General features: G+C 57.3%; 11 protein-coding genes. 8 read left to right on the forward strand and 3 right to left on the reverse strand.

From position 1 onward, the window contains the following. Positions 1 to 142: 142 nt before the first annotated feature. Together KLP42_RS25905 and KLP42_RS25910 are read left to right on the forward strand one after the other, a co-directional pair. Complete coding sequence (locus KLP42_RS25905) at positions 143 to 343, forward strand: type II toxin-antitoxin system prevent-host-death family antitoxin (protein ID WP_215571064.1); 201 nt, start codon at positions 143 to 145, stop codon at positions 341 to 343. Positions 344 to 382: 39 nt separating this feature from the next. Further along, positions 383 to 2,053 carry a recombinase family protein gene (locus KLP42_RS25910; RefSeq protein WP_215571065.1) on the forward strand — a complete coding sequence of 557 codons (1,671 nt, stop codon included), beginning with the start codon at positions 383 to 385 and terminating at the stop codon, positions 2,051 to 2,053. A gap of 185 nt (positions 2,054 to 2,238) precedes the next feature. On the opposite strand, the gene KLP42_RS27175 is transcribed toward KLP42_RS25910, so the two are convergent. Further along, on the reverse strand, positions 2,239 to 2,361 hold the full coding sequence (locus KLP42_RS27175; protein WP_286675511.1) for a hypothetical protein: 123 nt from the start codon (positions 2,359 to 2,361) through the stop codon (positions 2,239 to 2,241). 157 nt (positions 2,362 to 2,518) lie between these two features. Between KLP42_RS27175 and KLP42_RS25915 the strand changes: the two genes are divergently transcribed. The 6 genes from KLP42_RS25915 (at position 2,519) to KLP42_RS25940 (ending at position 15,041) form a co-directional block, all read left to right on the forward strand. Beyond that, positions 2,519 to 5,686, forward strand: a complete 3,168-nt coding sequence (locus KLP42_RS25915) for an AAA domain-containing protein (RefSeq protein WP_215571066.1) — start codon at positions 2,519 to 2,521, stop codon at positions 5,684 to 5,686. Further along, positions 5,652 to 7,031 carry a coiled-coil domain-containing protein gene (locus tag KLP42_RS25920; protein WP_215571067.1) on the forward strand — a complete coding sequence of 460 codons (1,380 nt, stop codon included), beginning with the start codon at positions 5,652 to 5,654 and terminating at the stop codon, positions 7,029 to 7,031. The genes KLP42_RS25915 and KLP42_RS25920 overlap by 35 nt, the downstream gene beginning before the upstream one ends. 4 nt (positions 7,032 to 7,035) lie before the next feature. Beyond that, a complete protein-coding gene (locus KLP42_RS25925) occupies positions 7,036 to 9,141 on the forward strand; it encodes a DUF8727 domain-containing protein (protein WP_215571068.1) in 2,106 nt (701 codons plus the stop codon). A gap of 4 nt (positions 9,142 to 9,145) precedes the next feature. Next, positions 9,146 to 10,732 (forward strand): hypothetical protein, encoded by a 1,587-nt coding sequence (locus KLP42_RS25930; RefSeq protein WP_215571069.1) that lies wholly within the window; start codon positions 9,146 to 9,148, stop codon positions 10,730 to 10,732. Next, positions 10,732 to 13,185, forward strand: coding sequence for a hypothetical protein (locus tag KLP42_RS25935; protein ID WP_215571070.1), 2,454 nt, complete (start codon positions 10,732 to 10,734; stop codon positions 13,183 to 13,185). Before KLP42_RS25930 ends, KLP42_RS25935 begins: the two co-directional genes overlap by 1 nt. An 803-nt stretch (positions 13,186 to 13,988) precedes the next feature. Next, positions 13,989 to 15,041 carry a COG3904 family protein gene (locus KLP42_RS25940; RefSeq protein ID WP_215571071.1) on the forward strand — a complete coding sequence of 351 codons (1,053 nt, stop codon included), beginning with the start codon at positions 13,989 to 13,991 and terminating at the stop codon, positions 15,039 to 15,041. A gap of 358 nt (positions 15,042 to 15,399) precedes the next feature. Here the strand turns inward: KLP42_RS25940 and KLP42_RS25945 are convergent, their stop codons facing one another. Together KLP42_RS25945 and KLP42_RS27030 are read right to left on the reverse strand one after the other, a co-directional pair. Beyond that, positions 15,400 to 15,663 (reverse strand): hypothetical protein, encoded by a 264-nt coding sequence (locus tag KLP42_RS25945; RefSeq protein WP_215571072.1) that lies wholly within the window; start codon positions 15,661 to 15,663, stop codon positions 15,400 to 15,402. Positions 15,664 to 15,727: 64 nt separating this feature from the next. Continuing rightward, positions 15,728 to 16,226 (reverse strand): hypothetical protein (locus KLP42_RS27030; RefSeq protein ID WP_252193281.1); only part of this gene is annotated, 499 nt, incomplete at its 5' end.

Here is a 16,226-nt window from a genome sequence, read left to right on the forward strand (position 1 = left end):
GTATCCACTCGCTTCAACTCCCTCTCCATCCGCCGTCAAAAAACGGATGGTCAGATAAATCCGAAGGGGGTCAAAATTGGACGCCGATCACCCCGCTAATGGGGTCAACTTTGCACGCCGAAACACACTCCCGGAGTCTGCGATGCCGACCACCACCTCCCTCGAATTTCAGCGCAAGTTCGGACAGTATCTGAACGAGTCTCACCGTGAGCCGGTAGAGATCACGCGACGTGGCCGGCGCGAGTTTGTGCTGATGTCGGCCGCTCAATATGACGAACTGCTGTCAGCCGCGCATCGCAGCGGCAAGGCCGTCGAAGCCGCCTCCGAACCTGAACAGAATTAAGATACCTCCCCCGACACGGAGCTTGAAAGGACTGCCTATATGACCCGCGTTGCGCTCTATGCCCGATATTCTTCCGACAATCAGCGCGAAGCGTCGATCGAGGATCAGCTGCGCATCTGCCGCGAACAAGCGAAGCGCGAGAAGTGGAAGATCGTCGGAACCTACAAGGACGCTGGCATCTCCGGCGCAAGTATGATCCTGCGCCCCGGCATTCAGGCGCTCCTGCAGGACGCGCAGGCTGGACAGTTCGACATCGTACTTGCTGAGGCACTGGATCGCATCAGTCGCGACCAGGCTGACGTCGCCACCTTCTACAAGCACCTCAAATTCGCTGGCGTTCCCATTGTCACGCTGTCCGAGGGCGAGATCAGCGAGTTGCATGTCGGCCTCAAGGGCACGATGAACGCGCTGTTCCTGAAAGACCTCGCGGCAAAGACGCATCGCGGTATCCGTGGCCGCGTCGAGGACGGCAAATCGGGTGGCGGTCTGTGCTTTGGCTACAATGTCGTCAAGCAACTCGATGCGCGCGGCGATCCCATTCGTGGTGATCGCGAGATCAACGAAGCCGAGGCGAACGTTGTCCGGCGCATCTTCCGCGAGTTCGCCGCCGGCGTCGGCCCGCGCACAATCGCCCGGACATTGAACGAGGAAGGTGTCCCCGGTCCGGCTGGCAAGCTCTGGAGCGACACCACCATTCGGGGCCATGTGAAGCGCGGCACGGGGCTGGTGAATAATGAACTTTATATCGGTCGTCTGATCTGGAACCGGCTTCGCTACATCAAAGATCCATCCACCGGAAAGCGCGTCTCACGCCTGAACCCGGAATCGGAATGGATCATCAAGGATGTCCCGGAGCTGCGCATCGTCGATGACGAACTCTGGCATTCGGTCCGTGTCCGGCAGGGCGAGACCGCCGAGAAGTTTGCCAACGTCACCGAAGCCGTGCGCAAGCACCACAAAAAGAACCGCCTGAACGGCACACGCCGGCCGAAGTCCCTTCTGTCGGGCCTAGTGTTCTGTGGCTGCTGCGGAGGCCCCTACTCGCTTCGCGGCGCTGATCGGTTTGCCTCCTCGAACCACATCAGCAAGGGCGCGTGTTCAAACAGCCGCACGATCCCGCGTGAGGATCTGGAAGCCCGCGTGCTCTCCGGTCTGAAGGACCGCATGATGGCGCCTGAGATCGTTGAGGAGGCGATGCGCGCTTATGCCGAGGAGACCAACCGGCTGAACCGGGAACGCCGCTCCAGCGGTGATGCCTGGAAAGCAGAACTGATAAAGATTGAGAAGCAGATCCGCGCCATCATCGAGGCGATCAAGGCCGGCATGTTCCACGAGAGCATGAAGGCAGAAATGGACACGCTGGAAGCGCGCAAGAGCGAACTGAACGCCCTGCTGGCCGACGCGCCAGAGGACACACCGGACATTCTGCCGAGCGCCTCGGCAATCTATGCAAAGAAGGTTTCTGCCCTGACCAAGGCGCTCAACCACAAGGAAGAGCGGCAGGAAGCAGCGGAGACATTGCGTGGGCTGATCGAGAAGATTTCGCTCACACCGGGTCCGGAACGCGGCGAGATTTACGCGACGCTGCACGGTGAACTGGGCACAATCCTGAACTGGACGGAGCGTCAAGCCATTGGAAAGGCTACAAAAACAAACACTCCCGGAGGTGATCTCACGGGAGTGTCGTTATCAGTGGTTGCGGGGGCCTGAGCCCACAGAGAATTGCATTTCTTGAAGGAAATCGGAGCAGAAATAACAGTTCTTTGCTACTGCATTACCTTGCCGTCTCATATTGGCGTCGACAGCGCTGTGCCCCCGCGAGGGACGGCAGTGCGAAAACGCGCCGGAGCCGACAGATCCGGAAATAATTTCCGCATCCACGCGACGTCCCGCTATCACCCCTCAACGAAGAAATCTTCGTCCAGTCGCGTTACCTCCGTGCGGGCGGAGCGAACGCGCACGCCATGCTCGATCATCAGGTTGGCAAGGTTTTCGTCATAGCGGAATATGAATTTCAACTCTGAATAAAGTGTATGGCAACTTGCTCTTCACGCGCTGGCCCAATAGATTTCAAGTAAGCTATTTATAGCTTTGACTCATCCTTGCTTCCATCGTGCCCAGCCCTCGCCGCGCGGTCGAGGCGGGATTTCGGATAAGAGAAATCGGTTCGTCGAGATGTATGCTTCTAGCGTTCGCCGTCTGCTTGAGATGTATCCGGCGGGTGCGTCGCAAGAGCAACTGCTATGGCGGCTGAAGTCTACGGGACTGAGGGCATCGGCTGCCGACATTCTTCAGGCACTCAACGAATTATCCGGTAATGGCGAAATATGCATTATCCCCGGCAATCGTTGGCTACTATCCCGATTCAATGATGTGCCTGATTCGAAAGGCGTCAGCGGCAGCATAGGCATGTCGGGGCACTTTATCGATGACGCTCCACTCTTGCGTGCCGTTCGTGGCCAATACTCGCGCGTGGAGGTCGATGTCGTCAGCTCACTGGCAGAAGCGTCCGCTACCGGCGCAATGGCGCTGTCCGGCATCTGGCGTGAACTCATGACCTATTACGCGGCAACGCAGCGTTCCGATCCGCGCGGCAAGATTCTGCAGCTTGCATCAAACCACGGCACATCTTGGCAAATGCTGTCGACTACGGGAGACTGGTGGAGCAATGCCCTTGTTCGCGTGCCGCTGGAGGATTTACCGGAAGCGTTTCGCGAGGCGCTGGTCAAAAGGCCAGAGCGAACCTGTGCCATAGGATACCCCCTGACGCTGCTGGACTCGACGGGTGGCATGGAAACTCTACCGGCACTTCTGCTTCCGGCGGAATGGGAGGTGACGCATGATCACCTCAAGATCATTGTTCGCTCAGTCGACCCGGTCATTAATGCTGAGTGGCTAAAGAAGGTGACGGCGCGCAAGCGATGGAAGGCCGACGACCTAATAGACCGGCTCTTTCCAGAAGGCGAGGACCGCGACCTCGGCGCGGTGACACGACGCCTCCGGAATGTCGCTGCAACACTCGGTGCCGTCACTCTGGCGGCCGGTAAGCTTGACGATATCATCACGGCCGACAAGGAAGGAATTCGGAACTGTGCTGCCCTCTTCCTCCCTTCAGATAGAAGCTACACGCAGGGAACAGCCAGTGACCTTGCCGCAATGGCCAACATGCCGATTGATGAAGCACAGGGAACAGCCATAGGAGCGCTTCTCGCAGATGATCGCCTTGCCCAAACCGATGAGGCCGATGCACCGCTTCTTCAACTCCGCGATCTCACAGACCGACAGTTTGCCGTAGCCTGCGATGTTCTGACCAAGCCACTTACTGTCGTGCAGGGGCCACCTGGAACCGGCAAAAGCGACGTCATCGTTTCGGTGGTCGCGTCTGCGGTGGCAGCCGGGCAGACGGTACTTTTCGCGTCCAAGAACCATCAGGCGCTGGACGAGGTGGAGCGTCGTCTGGCGGATATCTGCGGAGATAATCCCGTAGTCATCCGTGGTCGGGATGCCGAGGGTGAGCGCGACACGAACTTCCTGACAGAGTTGAAAACGCTGGCCGCGTCTGAGCCCGTAACGACCCATTCGCGCACCACCGACCTGCCTGACTTCAAGCTGGCACGCGCCCTGACCGAAGCCAAGACCATCCGCAGACAAAGGACAAGGACCGAGTTGGAAATAGCCGATCTTCTGGATCGGCTGGTGCGTCTGGGTGCCCCCTCTGGCACGACTGTTGACAGGAAGAGTACTAAGCGCCCCTTTTGGCGCATCGCTGAATGGATTTTTTCGCTATTTCGAACAGATAAATCCGGCAAGACCGCGATGTTCGATCCGGGGAAAGCCACGCCCGTGGAGATAGAACGTCGGCTGGCGAAATTGCAAGCCGATTTGGAACGCCTGCCGCCTATGCCGGATGCGGAGTCCCTTCCCGCTGTAAATGTCGATTACCTCAATGAACTCGCGAACGATGTACGTCCGCTATTCGCGCGCATTACAAGCCTTGACACGACGGAACGAAATGCTCTGGTCGAAGGCATTAAGGAACTCGAATTCTCCGGCATAACCAAAGCACGTAGACTCGCGGCAGAAGAAGCTCGCCTCCTGTTGCGGCATCGTCCGGTCTGGGCAGTAAGCACCCTGTCCGTGCCCTCCCGAATCCCGCTGGTCGCCGGCCTGTTTGACCTTTTGATCATCGACGAAGCAAGCCAGTGCGACATCGCCTCGGCGCTGCCACTCTTCTTCCGAGCCAAACGCGCAGCCGTGGTTGGCGATCCTATGCAGCTTTCATTCGTACCGCAGCTTTCTCTCCAACAGGAGAACGCTTTGATGGATGCGGCCGGGCTACCGCGAGCAGGGCGTGCGCGCATTGCGCAAAGCAAGAACTCTCTTTTCGACTTTTCAGACTGGCGACCTGCAAAGGCGCATCATTTTCTGGCAGACCAGTTCCGCTCGGCACCAGGTATCATCGACTATCTAAATGAGGAGTTTTATGGCGGTCGTCTAGCTGGCAGACGCGATGAAGACGGGCTGCCGAAGACGCCTGGCTACAAGGCGGGTATAGAATGGGTGGATATAAAAGGCCAAACCACCCGGGTAGACGATCAGAACCTTAATGAAGCTGAGGCCGAAGAAGTCGCCAGGCGCGTTGCACTTCTGGCATCCGACCGCACGTTCGAAGGCACCATCGGTGCACTGTCGCCTTTTGTAGGTCAGGTGGCCAGAATACGGCGGGAGGTTGACGCTCTGCTCCCTGAAGAGCTTCAGAAGCGGGTGCGGCTAAAGATCGCCACGATCGATAAGTTTCAAGGTGGCGAGGCCGATGTCATCTTTTTCTCAACAGTCTACACGGAAGGTGCGCCCTTCGGAGTAACCAACTTCCTGGCACGGGAGGCCCGAAGGTTCAACGTGGCGGTCAGCCGCGCCAAAGCCGTCTGCGTGATCATCGGCGATCTATCTGCGGCCCGCAAATCAACGATCAGCCATTTACGGCGGTTGGCGCATCATACAACGCGTCCTGGCCAGCGGCGTCGCGAAGGCTTCGATAGCATCTGGGAAGAGCGCCTTTATAACGCTTTGGTACGCAGGGGTCTGAAACCCGAAATTCAGTATCCGGTCGGGCACAGATTTCTCGACATGGCACTTTTTCACAACGGCGAAAAACTTGATGTGGAAGTGGACGGTCGCGCCTGGCATGTCGATGCAGATGGCAACCGTAAGGTATCGGATGTTCTGCGTGACCGAGAAATGAAAGCCCGCGGCTGGAAAGTTCGCCGCTTCTGGGTGTCCGAAATAGACCGTAATATGGAGATGTGTCTTGACCTCATCGACTCCGACCTCGGACGCCGTTGATCCTTCTGAACGCAAATCGGAAGGTTCGTCATTGTGGGCGATCTCGATTGTTTTTGCGATGGTCACAATCCTGTTCAACCTCGCGGCAGTCGTCGTGTTTATGGAACGCCACAAGGTGTTCAGCGAACGCGAAATGACCGTCTCAACGGCTGAGAATCAAACCCGTGCAGAACGCGCCGATCTTGACGCACGCATCGCAGCTCACCGCGACCTGCAGAGCGATTTTGCGAAGACGCAGGAGGACCTGAGAAGAAACAACGCCATGCTCGTTGAGCTGAGCCGTCAGCTCGCAAGTAAGGAAGCCGAATTACAGACGCTTGAAAAATGGCGGGACGAACTTCGAAGGGTAACGCAGGAAGCTGCGAACGTTAAGAGCGAAGCGGAAACGGCGAGTGCCGCTCGCGCGAAGGCTGAAGTGGAACTGAAAGACCTCAGGGCGCAGATAGTCGACATTACGACGGATCGCGACCGACTTCTTTCAGACGCGGCGAAAGCAAGACAGGACAAGGCGGCGGCCGAGCAGGAACTGGCAACAGCAAAGCTGAAAAACGGGCCTGCATTGGCCGAAATCAAGAGCCAGCAGGATCGGGCGCTGGCCGCCAAGAAGGACGTAGATGCCCAGCTCGCGAAGGCACAGTCAGACCTGACAAAAACGAGCAACGATCTGAGGCAAGCATTGAACGACGTCGCCAAGGCGCAGGGTGATCGCCAGATCGCCGAAAATGCGAGGGATGCCGCGCGCGAGGCGGCGGATGAAGCATCTGCCAAACGCAAGCGTGATGAGGATGATGCGACGGCAGCACGCGAACGGATGGTCTCGGCGGCCAACGATCTGGCTAGGACAGTAGCTCAACAACAGACGCTCAATGCCGACCTGCAAAGACTGGGGCCGCAACTCGCGACGCTGAACGCGTCAATTGAAGCCGGTAAGCAACAGTTGGCGGATGTGGAAAGCCAACTGGCGAGCACGCGGCTGCAGTTGCTGTCGGCCAGAGCCGAGATCGATCATCTTACTGCCCTCAAGAACGACATGGCAAGGGTTTCGGGTGAGGTAGACGCGGCATCGGCCCGTCAAAAGGAACTGATGACGAGCATCGGCAACCTCACCGCTCAGCGCGACGGTCTCCAGAGCGAAGTCACTACACTCACCGCCCGAAAGGCGACGCTTTCGGAGAAGGAAATGCAGGTGACTGCACTCGACGATACCATTGCAAAACAAACAAAGGCACGATCGGAACTCGAAGCCGCCCTGGCTGCCTTGCGGCAGAGCCTCGCCGCCGCACCACCTCCAAACACAGCGCCAATCGAGACCACGCCAGCCGCCAGCACTGAGCAAGGACGATAACTGAATGCTAGAGATCATCGCCTCCAATTCCTACGTGCTACTGCTGATCTTTCTCGCGGCCATTGTTACTACTGTCGTGGGGGTTGTCTCCATATCGCTTTTCGAGAGACAGCGCCGGAACATGCCCTTGGTTTCAACGTGGATGGACCTCGAGGACCGCATAAACAGGCGAAAGAGCGAACTGACCGAAAAGGAAATCGCTCTTGAAGAGATCAATCGCAAGATTGGTGCGCGTGAAACCATTGCCGCTGAAATCGGCGCGCTGGAGCAACGCCGGGAATCACTCCTGCTCGAAATGGACGGACTGGCTGACGCAAGGGCGCAGATCGACGAGGTGAAGCGACTTGCCGCAGATGCCGCGGCAGAACTTGCCGTTCGCCAGGAAGCTCTTGAGCAAGTCCAGACCGAATGGGAGGATCTGTCAGCAAGTCTGTCTAAACGGCAGGCGGAACTGGTGGAGCTTGAGAGAGAGATCAACGATCGCAAGGCGAAGATGGAGGACATTCCCGCCGGTCTCGAAGCCAAGATCGCTGAACTCAAGATCGAACAGGATACCATACTGCGCGAAGTGGATCAGTTGCGGGCAGAACGCGGCGTTCTGCTCGGCGCGCGTGCAGAGGTGACGGAACTGACGGCGTTGAAGGCAACGCTCCAGAACGATGTCGAGCAGTTGAAATACCGGTTGGCAAAACTGGACAGCGACTTGCGCGACGCAGAGGCGAACCACAGCCGCATCCTCAGGGAGACCGCTCCTCTTGAAGCCAGGCTAGAGGACTTCAGGAACCTCGATGAAAACGTCCGTTCTCTGGAAGGCCGCAAAACCGCTATCGAGGAGGATATCGAGCGGTTACGGGCAGAGACCGTCGATGGCCCCGCCAAGGACGCAGTCTTTGACGAGCGTGTTCTTGAAGACCTGCGCTCGCCGCCCAGTGTCCTGAAAGCACGGCGTTCGGCCTACCGCCCAACGGGAGAGGAGCAGGCCCTTCAGGACGTCCGCAAGCATCTTGAGACACTGAACCTGACCTACCCGGACCGGGTGGTCAAGGCCTTCCATACCTCTCTCAAGATCAACGACTTCGCCCAACTGACCGTACTCGCCGGGGTCTCCGGAACGGGCAAGAGCCTGCTGCCGCGGCGTTACGCCGAAGCGATGGGCATCCGCTTCCTGCCCTTCGCTGTCGAACCCCGCTGGGACAGCCCACAGGACCTTCTGGGCTTTTACAACTACATCGAAAAGCGCTTCCGCGCCACCGATCTGGCCCGAGCGCTAGTCCATCTCGATCCATACAACACATCCAAACTCGTGCCGGATAACGAGGAAGACAAATCCTACCACAACGACATGATGATCGTCCTGCTTGATGAAATGAATCTCGCTCGCGTCGAGTATTATTTCTCCGAGTTCCTAAGCCGCCTTGAGGCACGGCCGATGTATCAGAAGGTCCTGTCGGAAGAGGCACGCCGCGACGCCATGATTCCGATCGACATCCGCGGTCGTGAGAAAGAAGGTCCCGTTCGGCTTTACCCCTCCCACAACATGCTGTTTGTCGGCACAATGAACGACGATGAGAGCACGCAGTCGCTTTCCGACAAGGTACTAGACCGCGGCAACATCATGCAGTTTGCCGCTCCGGATGACTTCCCGCCGGTCAAGGCAACCGAAAACGGGCAGCCAGCAGACCGTCGCCTCTCCTTCGAGACATGGCGCACATGGATCAAGCAACCTGCGCACCTCGGCTTAGCCGACACAGACAAGGTCCGCCAGACAATCCGGCGGCTGGCGGAGATCATGAACAATTGCGGGCGTCCCTTTGGGCATCGGCTCAATGCCGCACTAAGCGCCTATGTCGCAAATTATCCGCAGGAAAACGGACATCCGGCCGATGTTCGAAAGCCTCTGGCGGATCAGATCGAGCTACGCATCATGCCCAAGCTCCGCGGTTTGAGTATCGAGGAACACAGCAAGATATTCGATGATCTAAAACTGCTTCTTCGGGAAGAGCTAAACGACAGTGCGCTTGCGCATCGATTAGAAGAAATCGTCGAACGGCAGAGTCAGGGTGGCGGGATGTTCAACTGGCGCGGCATTACCAGAACCACGGGCCATTGAGCAAATGACCTTTCTCGACCTCTGGTTCCGCCCCTGGGCCTTGTCTGATCGCTCAAGATCGTCCTATCGCGACATTACTGACGCGACTTCTGCGGTCGAGGTTTTGGAGGACTGCGCTCCGATTATCGTCACCGATGCTCCCGGCGGCCCGCGTATCGATGGCAAATTTGGGGTATGCGAGTTTTTGGCCAATGTTGACGGGAAGCGACAGGCCTGGTTGCCGCCTATTCCGTTGAAGCAGGCCAAAGGTATTGTGATTAGCGGCCCCTCCGGTCCTATTCAGGTGATGCTGAAAGCGATTCCGAATGCACCGGCATCCGAAGTGGACCCTGACGTCAGCACCCTGCCAAGCGATGGCGATGTTCTCATGGCGCGGATCAAGCGTGTCTGGACGCGGCTGCGCGATGTCGAAGACGTCATCGCCGACCCAGCGACTATGTGGACACAACTGTCAGACATTTGGCTCAACGCAGAAACAGACGAACGTCCCAAGATGGACGAGATCGTCAAACAGGCCCGCGCGCTCCCGAATGTCATAGAGCGTCTGGATAAAACGCCTCGTCGAATTCTCCGTCGCGTACACAAGCAGATGCCCTTGTCACGCGTGCAGGAACTGGATCGCCGGTCCATGACCTGGCTAATTCGCCAGCCAGGTGACACAATTGCTCAACAGGCGGGCGACCGACAGCGGATCATGGCCGTCGCCCGCGAGGAAAACTTTAATACGCTCGAGAACAGGGTGCTTCTGGCCTATGCGCGGTTAGCACGTCGCGTCGCGTCAGATTATCTGCCCTCGCAACCGCGCAAGCGCCCGCTACGCAGCCGCGAACTTCTGGTACAAACCTACGGAAAGCGCTGCCGGCAGTTGGCAATAGACCTTGCGGCGAGAGGGGTCGTTGAAGCCCGGGCAGATGTTACGCCCAATTTCGTGCTTCTGAACAATCCGGATTATTCGGCGATCTGGCACGCATGGCACGAACTGCTGAACCGCAAACGTATTGTTGATGAGCTATGGCGCTGGCAAACCCGCTCATGGAACGAGTTCTGCGCGCTCGCGGTCATCATTGCGCTGCAAAGCATTGAGGGTGCGCGCGTGGTGGCAACCTCACCTGTAATTTTTCGGCCGGAGCAGTTGAGAGGGTGCTGGGTTGAAAGCATCAATCCACTCGGCGTCATCCATCTTGCAAGACAACAACTGATCGTGGAGGTCGTTTATGATCACAAACAGCATGGGTTCGAACCATGGTGTACGCCACTCTGCATTCGCGTAGGCAGGCTGGGTGATGCACGCAGCTTTCTGAGGTCGATCCTCATTTGGCCACTCTGGAACTGCCAAGGCAGCAAACCGGAACAGCAAATGTTCGAGCTAGCGGCTCTCCTGAAGGAAGCACCGCGCACCCAGCAGAGGAGCATATCCTCCATTAGCGGAATGCTTGTAATTGCGCCGACAGATAGTGACGAAAGCGCGCTGTTGACGTCGCATCAAAGTGCCGCACTCTCGCTCGGTCCAACGGGCGGCGGCCTGCGAGATGGTTTGAAAAACCTGAGTGTTGGCCTACTGCATCTCCTCGCTGACGGGAAAGTCGACTGATGCGGCGGATTGTCGGACTGGATATTAACGGCTGGCACGATTTTGCCGTCCATGATGCGAAACCGGATTCGGATGACGAGGCCGGCACCGGTAGTTCGATACTCAATATCATCGATGGCGGTATCGGCACTGTTGTCGTTGCTATGCACGATCCCGATGTACGCGATGTCTCCCTGAACTTCATTGGCGGACCGCAGGCTATGCATTCCCCCATCGGCCGCGGCAATGGCTGGGGTAAGATCGGAGCGCAGAAGCGCCGCATCTCCGTCCGTTCCCTGCTGGAGGACCTGCTCGCTTCACATGACAGCAAGGAGCGCGCCGCCCAATGGCAAGCGACCGCTCTGGCGCTTACGACGCAGGCTGACGAAATCGTGACGATTATTCCGGATCGTACTGAACTGGACGAGACACGGCAGGAGTTCCTGCTGAATGCCCTGCGCAGACGCGGCGTATCCATACGTCTCCTCTGGCATCCCGTCGCCACGTTGCTGACCGCTCTTGAGCAGAACCTCATTCCGACACCCCATGATGGCATGCGCATCGCCTGCATTGACCATTCAGACAATGGTTATGCGCTTCAAATTCTGACGTTACGGGCCTTGGAGGAGCATCCCGGTCTTTTCGCGCCGGAACGAGCAGAGATGGGCAAAATCCTTCGAACCGATCCCTGTGACTTCGGGCTGCAAGCCCTGTTCACGCAGGCAGAAGCCTCCATACATGCGGCGAACCCTTTGGCCGAGTTCGACAGACAGGGACCGCACCGAATGGCATGGGAGCTTCTGCTGGCGGATGCGCCACCGGGAGGCGAGGAGATCGTGCGCCTGGATAACGGTTCATGGACGTCATTAGCGCCGCCGCAGCCTGACCTTCATGATCTTCAGCTAGGGCTTGCCCCCTTGGACCTTGCCGATGCGTCCATTGTTCTTTTGACCTCTCCCGTCGGAGCCGGACTGCAAGAACGCGTACGCCAGGCGGTGGCAACGGCAGTGGGAGCCACCCCGGTCCTCCTGATGCCGCGAGAGGCTGCTGCAACAGGTGCCTTGATTGCCGGTCGCCGCATCGAGCGCGGCATACCTCATTATCTCGACCGTCTGGAGCAGGTCTCGCTTGTCGCCCTCAAGGACGGAGAGGTCGTTCTGATCGATCTCGTGCCGGCCAATGCCGTGGTTGCGGCAAACCGGGAATACGTTTCTGCACCGATCACAGGTCTTGGTTGGCCTTCGGATGCCCGCAGTGTCACCTTCTACCTTCGAAAGGGTGCGGAATTCCGGAAATGGACCACGGCAGATGTGTCTCCACCGTCTAGCACGCAGGCCGTCGAAGTCCGCTTACGGCAGATGCCGGCGCAAGGGCGAGCGGCGGTCTTCGTCACCTCGAACGATTGGGACGTACTGCGATCCCGTCCTGTCTTCCTCGATTGGTCGACGCTGGAGCATGATCCACGATCCTTCGAAGAGATTGCAGCGGAGCTCAAGCCGAAGCCTATTGTTCCGGAGCGGGTAACTGGCTTTGCCCATGTTGACCGCTGGCTCGGCACCGAACGCATTCCTGCCTTTGGGCCCTTTATTTCGAGATTCGAGTTGAGGGATGCAGCCAAGCTACGTGATTTCCTATCGAGACAGGTCCCCATTGATGTCGGTGGTATTGGAGCTGGATTTGCGCCGGCTCGTCTCCTCGACTTCGATGGCGCGCCGCCCAAAGAGACTGATGCCGAGTTGATCGAGGCCTTGGATCGCGCACTGGCTCTCGTCGCGTCTACCTGCCTATCAGCAGTCTCCAGCCGCCGTCCGTTGCCAGATAACACTCTCCTTCTGGCTGCCACTTGGGCATTTGGGCGCTGCCCGCTTGATCTCCAGGACGAGATACTGAAAGCAGCGCATGCGCATCTCGACGCAAGAGAGCATGTGTTCCTTGAAAACAGGTCAGCTTCGACCGTAGTCCTTCATGGTCTGGGTCGGATTATTAAGGAGGAAAGGCGGCTCGAGCGAGCGCTTGACCTTCTCCTCCGTCATCATCCTTCGAAAGGCAATGTCCCGGCAGCCGTCGCGGGGCTCCTCAGCCGCCCGATTGCGACACCTGCTGTGCTGACAGAAGAGCGCGTTGTAAAAACAACAAAATTTGCTGTCGCGCTTCTCATCGAGCTGCGAGAGCGCCAAAAATTCGGGACTGTTCTGAACTACGCGCTTCAGATCGTCGGCGGCATTCTGCGATGCCGCGAGCAACATCCTTATGCGCTTCTTCTCGGGATCTCGCGAGAGGCAGACGCGATTCATAAGCAGTTGGCGAGCTTAAAACCGTTCCTGGAGCGTCGTGCGACCGGGAGCAGACAGATACGTGCCAAACTAGGCATCATCGACAACCTGATGGAAATGCTGTCCGGCTCCGGTGGAGACAGCCATATTCTCATCAACATCGAAAGTCTGGACACAGACGGAGATGACGTTGCAGCCTGAAGCAGCTTTCCATTCTATTGAAACGCGCGGTTGCCGTTAGCCTACTTTAACAAGAAATCTCGCAATCCTGCCGATTTTTGGTTGAGGGCGGCGCGGGTTGGGTTTTCCCGAAAGCTCCTTCACATCGCCGTCCGCGTGGTAACGCCTGAGACTTCCGGCGCCGCTGAATAAAATGATACTCAGGTGTCCTCAATATAATTATTTCTCTTGCGCTCCAAAAATGGTTTCGCTAAATACTCGATATCAATTGTAAGGGGTCTTTTCCTCGCACAATTACTAAGCCCGATAGGGCTTTCCAAAGAACGTCGCTACAATATTGATGGCAAGAATGCGGGAAGGGTCGCTGCGGATTTGCGCCAACATTGGTCATCTCGCGAAAGCGAGGTTGCTGTTTGTGAGCTCCACAGTAGCGAAAATAGATACTCACAAAAATTAAGTATCCGGTGATGTGGGTGTCGCAACACAGGATTTAGGGACCCGGATCGGTCATCAAGAGCGCTGAAGCGAGCATAAGCGGCGACGACCGGCCACAAACCTCATTACAAGATCGCATCACCCGGTCCTCGCGCTGAGGAATAGACGTGTTTTCGGCCTGAACGGGTCAGTGGCGAGCAGATCCCCAGGAGCAGCTCGCGCCTCATGTTAGTCGTGATCGTCGTCTTGGACCGTGGCGGGGCGGGAGGCGAGAGCGGAATGGTTGCAACCGGCAGATTAAATTGGTGACGGCAAGGCTCAGGGACGGCTGACATGGCGGAACGTTTAGCCTTACAAGTGAAGCATCAGACGGTTGGCGCAGATGATTTATGGCAGCACTAATGGGTAACATTTTGCAATCTCCGATATCGACGAAGTTCGGCATCGCCATTCTGGCAATTGTGCTGGCGGGAAATTCTTCTGTGCCAACCAGGGCGCAGGCTATTCGGCCGGCCTCTGTGAGTGTCGAGGGTTCTACCGCATACATTGATGGTACGATAACGTCGGAGGTCGCGGCTGAATTTACGACCCTGGCAGCTCGTCCAGGTGTGAAATCTGTCAGTCTGAATAGCCCTGGTGGTCGCGTTTTTCCCGCACTGGAAATCGCGAGGGCAATCAAAGCCGCAGGACTTAACACGATCGTGCCGCCGGGTGACGAATGTCATTCGGCATGCGCGTTCATTTTCCTGGCTGGTAGTGAGAGGATCGCACAAGGAAAGCTTGGAGTTCACCAGATTTCCGGAGTTGATGATCCTTCGCTAACACAGACCGCTATCGGTCAAATCTACGAGGACCTCGTCACGTTCAACGCGCCGAGCTACCTTGTCTCGCGAATGCTCCGCACGCCGCCTGAAGACATGTACATCTTCACTCCCGAGGAGCTGGAGCGCAACTCAATCAATATTCGTGACAGGAGCAAGGGGCAGGCTGTTCCTCACCTACTTCCAATCGAGACGTGGTTGCGTCAGAGCTGGCTCGTTGGTGTTTTCTTGAATACCCATACGAGCCAACCATTCATCGCCCTAGAAAGCGACAACATGGAGCCATTGTTGCGCATTGCGCACTACCCGCACCGTTCACAGACGTTCGTAGAGATTATGGTCCCCGAGGGTAGCATTTCAGGGACTTCTGCACGGCTTGAGCTCCGTTTCGCCCACGGCAACGATGAGCCGTTCAGCCTGTTCGTGGACGCGGACATCGAAACCAACGCCTATGCATTCGATTTTCCGACTGACCCGGTCGCAATCCAGAAGTTCTGGGCTGCCTTCGCGGCCGGTACGGAGCTTGCGGTCCTCAATAGCTTCGGCGTTGAGATCGGGCGCTATAGCTTGGCCGGATCGCGCCGAGCACTTGATGACTTTTTCAAAGTCGCATTGCGCTGACGAGCTCGTATGCCTGCATGATTCCATCATCCTGCGTATCGGCTACTATGACTACTGGGACCTGTATCTAGGGGTCCGGCAGGACATGCACGACTTGGTGGCTTACGCCTACGTGACCAGTATCGATCTCAAGCCTAGCTGGGCGCAGACCCTGCGCATAAAGTGGCTGCGGTTTGCAAGCCGACAGCACGTCGATGGAGAGCACCAATATTCACCACTGAGGACTGGCGTATTGGCTCTCCTCAAGATGGCAGCGGCGGGAACATTCACGGGCGCGTTTAGGTTCGCCGCGCCGCTTGCGCTAGGCTGGTTCGTCGGTAGGTATGGCACAGACTGGTTGACTGGCCTTCTCCCTTGATCACATTCCCGCCCGATCCATAATCCGGTTCGCCTCGTCCTGGACCCTTGCCCGTCTCATTTCCCCGCTCACTCGGTTGCCGACCGCAGATATCGTAAAGACCACCCAGGCGAAGAGAACGCCGTGTGCTAACGTCTCGAAGGCCCAGAACGCTAGTCCTCCAGCTATGGCAGCGGATGCCAGGCTATTGAAAATGTTGTCCCGCTCAGATGCCTTGGTTTCGTTCTTGACTTTGGCAAGGTAGTCTTCGGGTTCCTGATACATGTAACCCCCTGTGTCCCACGATGACATGAGTACATCGTAAGCGCCGTTATAGGGCCACGTCGGTTTATGCTTGGCGGAATGGGATGACGTTGTTGCCGCGCATGAATGCGAGGGCACCTTCGGCCTCGATGGTCTTTATCGCAACGTCCCTGGCCTTTGCGTCGGATTCGAATTGTTCGTCCCAGACATGGCTGGTGTTTTGATGATCGATGACTTCGAGCGTCCAGGTCTTGTCTGTTTCCAGTCGGAAGATGTCGATGGAGAAGGGATAGCCGTCAACGACAATCCTCTTGCTTTTGCCAGAGGTGACCAGATTTGGTTCGTCGTCTTCAATCATGTCGTGGGTCCGGCTTTTGGGTTGTGACGAGTATGCCGGTGGAGATGACCCCGTCAAGCGGCTGAACTTTTGGTCATTTAAAGTTCCAGGGTAGCAACTCGGACGCCTCGATTTACCCCGATTTTCTCCGTTGACGGTCCAGTCTGAGCCTACCGCCGCTTTCGGCGGTGATCTTTGAACTGTTTTGATAGCGGCATTCCCGCCCCTTGCGGGGCGGCTGTCATCA

The sequence above is a fragment of the Rhizobium sp. CSW-27 genome, from assembly GCF_018760785.1.
Classification (GTDB): Bacteria; Pseudomonadota; Alphaproteobacteria; order Rhizobiales; family Rhizobiaceae; genus Neorhizobium.